Genomic DNA, 4,297 nt, shown 5'->3' with positions numbered 1-4,297 from the left:
GCACCGGCGAGGGCGCCGGCCGGGCTGCCCGCACCGGTGGCGGCGAGTGCGCCGGCGTCCGTGCCGTTCCCACCGACGGAACCGCCCACCGGACCTCCCGCCGAACCGCCTCCGACGGTGGAGCCGCCCGTGGTGCCGGGGTCTCCGCCCGTGCTGCCGCCGGCCGCGGTGCCGCCGGTGGAACCGGCCGGGAGGTGGGCGTCCGCGCTGAGGGCGAGTGCCACCGTCACCGGGTCGATGGCGTCGCCCGCGTGGTAGAGGGAGCCCGTGGTGTCGTTGGCGAACTGGGCCGCGCCGTCCGCGGTGAAGACCGCCGGGACGTTCTTGAGCTGGACCACATCGTCCTGGGCCGTGTAGGTGGCCCCCGAGAGGTCGAGCGAGGCGAAGTCGACGTCCTGGTGCACCCCCTGGGGTGTGGTGACATCCGCGCTCAGCGTGCCCGCGGCGCCCTTGGCCACGATGTGGATGTCCGAGAGCGCGATGTCGAGTTGGTGCGCGCTGTAGAGGAACCGCACGCTGCCGTCGAAGGCGGCGCTCAGCGTCTTCTTCCCGCTGTCCAGGTCCGCCTGGGCGAGCGGGAAGGCGAAGCCGTCCCCGCTCTTCTTCGCTCCGGCTGCCGTGCTGATCTCACCGCCGCTGAGGATGTACGTACGGAAGGACTTCTTGACGCCCCAGGAGAGCGTGCCGTCCACCACCCGGCCGGACGGCTCCGCGGGCCCGGCCGGGGTCCCGGTGGATGTGGGACTCGTGGACGTGGGCCCGGTGGTGGGGCTCCCGGTGGGCCCCCCGGTCGGCCCGGTGCTGGGCCCTGTACTCGGGGCGGTGCTGGGGCCGGTACTCGGTTCCGTGCTGGGGCCGGTGCCCGGATCCGTACTGGGGCCGGTGCCCGGATCCGTACTGGGGCCGGTGCCCGGATCCGTACTGGGGCCGGTGCCCGGATCCGTACTGGGGCCGGTGCTCGGATCCGTACCGGGATCCGTCGGGGCTCCGAACTCCAGCCGTACCGTGACGGGATCGCCGGCGGCCCCGGCGTACGACGCCGAGCCCAGCACGTCCCCCGCCTCCTCCGTGAGGGTCGCGGGCAGGTCCTCCATCGAGGCGCCGGCCGCCTTCACTTCGGCGAGCGGAACGTCCTGCCGGGTGCCGCCGTCCTGGGTCACATCGGCGGTGATCCGCTGTGCACCACTGTCGAACCGCAGGTCGGACAGGGTGACTTCGAAGCCGTGACCCTTGGGCGGCGCGGGCGACGAGAAGGTGACGCTGCCGCCGAAGGCCGCCTTCACCGTGTGCGCGCCGGGGTCGTACGCGCCCTGCGCGCCGCCGAACCGGAAGCTGCCGTCGGTGTTGGTCTCAGCGCCCTCGGCCGTTCTTATCTCACCGGCGGCCATGCCGGTGACGTACGAGCGGTACGACTTCTTGACGCCCCAGTCCAGAGTGCCGCCCGTGATGTTCAGCGGTGCCTTGGGCGGTCCGTCCGCGGCGAGTGCGGGCAGGGCGAAGGCGGTGGCGCCGAGCGCGGTCACGGTGGCGACAGCGACGGCGAGCGCCATCGGGCGACGGGTAACAGCCATGATCAGGTGTCTCCTTGAGAGGTTGCCGACGTGACGGCGTAGCGAAATGACAGAGCGACTTGGCGACTTGGTGACTTGGTGATGCGGTGACTTGGCGGCGAAGGCGGCCGGGAGGGAGAGCCCCGGTCAGCGCTGCCGTGCGCCCCGGCGTCTGCGGACGGCCAGGAACACAAGAGCGGCGGCGACGAGTACCCCCGCGCCGAGGCCGGCGTACGTCCCGGTGCGGCCGTCCGCCGACCGGGCCGCCGTGTCAGTGCCGGCGGCGGCCCGGTGCCCGGCATTGGGCGCCGGGGCGGGTGTGGCGCTCGCCGTGCTGCCCAGGTCGGGCAGGGCGGGCAGGGCCGCCTTGTCGTCGATGGCGACGGCCAGCGACACCGGGTCCATCGCGGTGCCCGGCCGGTACATCGAGCCGAGGAGTTTCGCCCCGCCCGCGGTCAGTTCGGTGGGCGCCTCGTCGAGTGCGATCAGGCCGTGGTCGGCGGTGAGCCGCCCTGCCTTGAAGGTCACCACGGGCGTCCCGGCCGCGGAGAGGGTGCCCCTGCCGCCCTCGACCTTGACGGCCAGACCGGCCAGCCGCACGTCCAGCCGGGTCCCGGTGAAGCGGACCGTGCCGGTGAAGTGCGCGTCGAGGGTCTGCTTCTTCTCGTCGTACGTGCCCCTGCCTCCGGCGAAGCGGAAGAGCGCACCGCCGTCCTGGGCCCCGTCCGACAGGGTCCACTTGCCCCGGGCGACGGCCCCGGTCACGTACTCACGGTAGGTCCGGCGCACCCCCCAGTCGACGGCGGCGTCGCGGATGGCCCCTGCGGCGCTGTCCTTGGCGGCCTTCCCCGTCGGCTTCCCGGCCGTCGGCGTGCCGGAAGGCTTCCCGGAGGGCCCGCCCGGGTGCGCGGCCGGCGTCAGCACATCGGCCGACAGGCTCACCGGGTCGAGCGCCGTACCGGCCGTGTAGTAACCGGCGAACGCGGTGGCACCCTGCGAAGTGAGCGTGGCAGGAAGGGAATTGAGGGCGATCGGGCTGCCGCCGCCCTTCATGTCGACGCCGGACAGCGCGAGCGTGGCGAGGGGCACCTGCGCCGATGTGGTGAACCGCCCGGTGGCCCTGGACCTGCTGACCATGTCGGCGTAGAGCGTGCCGTGCCCGGCGGAGATCCGGACAGTGGGGCGGCTGATGGTGAGGTCGAGTTCCTGGGTGCCGTCCGGTTTCCGGTGGCCGGTGAAGTGGACCCCGCCGGAGAAGGCCGCGGTGAAGGCGCCGCTGTCCGGGTCGTACGAACCGGCCGCCGAGTGGAACCGGAAGCGGCTCCCGCCCACCGTGGCGGCCCCGCCCCGCAGCCCCCAACTCCCCTTGGCAATGGGGCCGGTGACATAGCTCTGGAAGGAGGACTTGATCCCCCAGTCGAGCCGGCCGCCCCGCACCGTACGGCTTGCCGCGTGGGCCGTGGACGCCGGGAACAGGACCGTGAGCAGGGCCGCCGTCAAGGCCGCGAGGAGTGCGACGGCAAGGACACGGACCGGTCTGAACGGCAGCATGGAATCCCCCCGAAGGGCTGGCGAGTGAGGTAAGGCTAACCTAAGCTATCCCCGACTCGGCTGGAAGCCCTCCGGCCCGGGAACCCCGACAGAACCGACAGGACGGTGTCCTCCGTGCGCACATCCCGGACGGCCGGTGTACTGCTCTCCGCGCTCGCCCTCGCCCTGGCCGCCACCGGCTGCGGTACGGAGACCACGCCCGCCGCGCGATCCACCGGCGGCACGGGCACCGCGTCCGCCGCCGCCCCCGCCGACCGCGTCGAACCCCTCGCAGCAGCGCCGCACCCCCGGCTCCCCGCGCACATACGTTCCGCGGACGGGCGGCGGGTGACGGTCACTTCGACGGACCGGATCGTTCCGCTGACCGGCAGTCTGAGCGAGATCGTCTTCACTCTCGGACTGGGCAAGCACGTGGTCGCCCGCGACATCACCGCCACTTTCGAGCAGGCACGGAAGCTGCCGTTGGTGACCCGCGCGCACGACGTGTCGGCGGAGGGCGTCCTCTCGCTGCGGCCGACCGTCGTGCTCGCGGACACCACGACAGGGCCCGTGGAGGCCATCGGCCAGATACGGGACGCGGGCATCCCGCTGGTCGTCGTCGGCCCGGCGAAGGGCCTAGGCGACATCGGCCGCCGGATCGACGCGGTGGCCGGTGCGCTCGGCGTGCCGGAATCGGGCGCGGCGCTGAAGCAGCGCACCGCCCAACGGATCGACGCCGTAAGGAAGTCCGTCCCCGTACGGAAGGGCCGGGCCAGGCCCCGGGTCGCCTTCCTCTATCTGCGCGGCAGCGCCTCCGTCCATCTGCTCGGCGGACGGGACTCCGGGGCCGCCTCGCTCCTGGAGGCGGCCGGTGCGGTCGACGCGGGCAAGGCGTCCGGTCTCGACAAGGACTTCACCCCGATCACCAGCGAGGCCCTCGCCAGGGCCGCCCCCGACGCGCTCCTGGTCATGACGGCGGGGCTCGCTTCGGTCGGCGGCATCGACGGCCTGGTGAAACTGCCCGGGGTGGCCGAGACCCCGGCCGGTATGGACCGCCGGGTCGTCGCGATCGACGACGGGGTGCTGCTGAACTACGGGCCGCGTACCGACCAGGTACTGAAGTCCCTGGTCGCGCAGTTGTACGCGAACGGGAAGTGACCCATGACCACCCGTACCCCCGCCCCCGCACCGGCCGGGAGCACATCGGCGGGGCCGGC

General features: G+C 73.2%; 3 protein-coding genes. 1 reads left to right on the top strand and 2 read right to left on the bottom strand.

The genetic code is table 11. The annotated features are described in order from the left end of the window. The coding region (locus tag G3I19_RS34945; RefSeq protein WP_164267713.1) for an HtaA domain-containing protein at positions 1-1,571 on the bottom strand (1,571 nt) is incomplete at its 3' end. Positions 1,572-1,697: 126 nt separating this feature from the next. Beyond that, positions 1,698-3,101, bottom strand: a complete 1,404-nt coding sequence (locus G3I19_RS34940) for an HtaA domain-containing protein (protein WP_164267712.1) — start codon at positions 3,099-3,101, stop codon at positions 1,698-1,700. Positions 3,102-3,215: 114 nt separating this feature from the next. On the opposite strand from G3I19_RS34940, the gene G3I19_RS34935 reads away from it, so the two are divergent. Beyond that, positions 3,216-4,238: an ABC transporter substrate-binding protein gene (locus G3I19_RS34935; RefSeq protein ID WP_343235305.1), complete on the top strand. Its 1,023-nt coding sequence runs from the start codon at positions 3,216-3,218 to the stop codon at positions 4,236-4,238. Positions 4,239-4,297 lie beyond the last annotated feature (59 nt).

Origin of the sequence: Streptomyces sp. SID10853 (assembly GCF_010548145.1) — a bacterium.
In the GTDB taxonomy this organism is placed as follows: Bacteria; Actinomycetota; Actinomycetes; order Streptomycetales; family Streptomycetaceae; genus Streptomyces.
The sequence above is the reverse complement of the archived record's forward strand: the minus strand, read 5'-3'. Positions and strand labels throughout refer to the sequence as shown.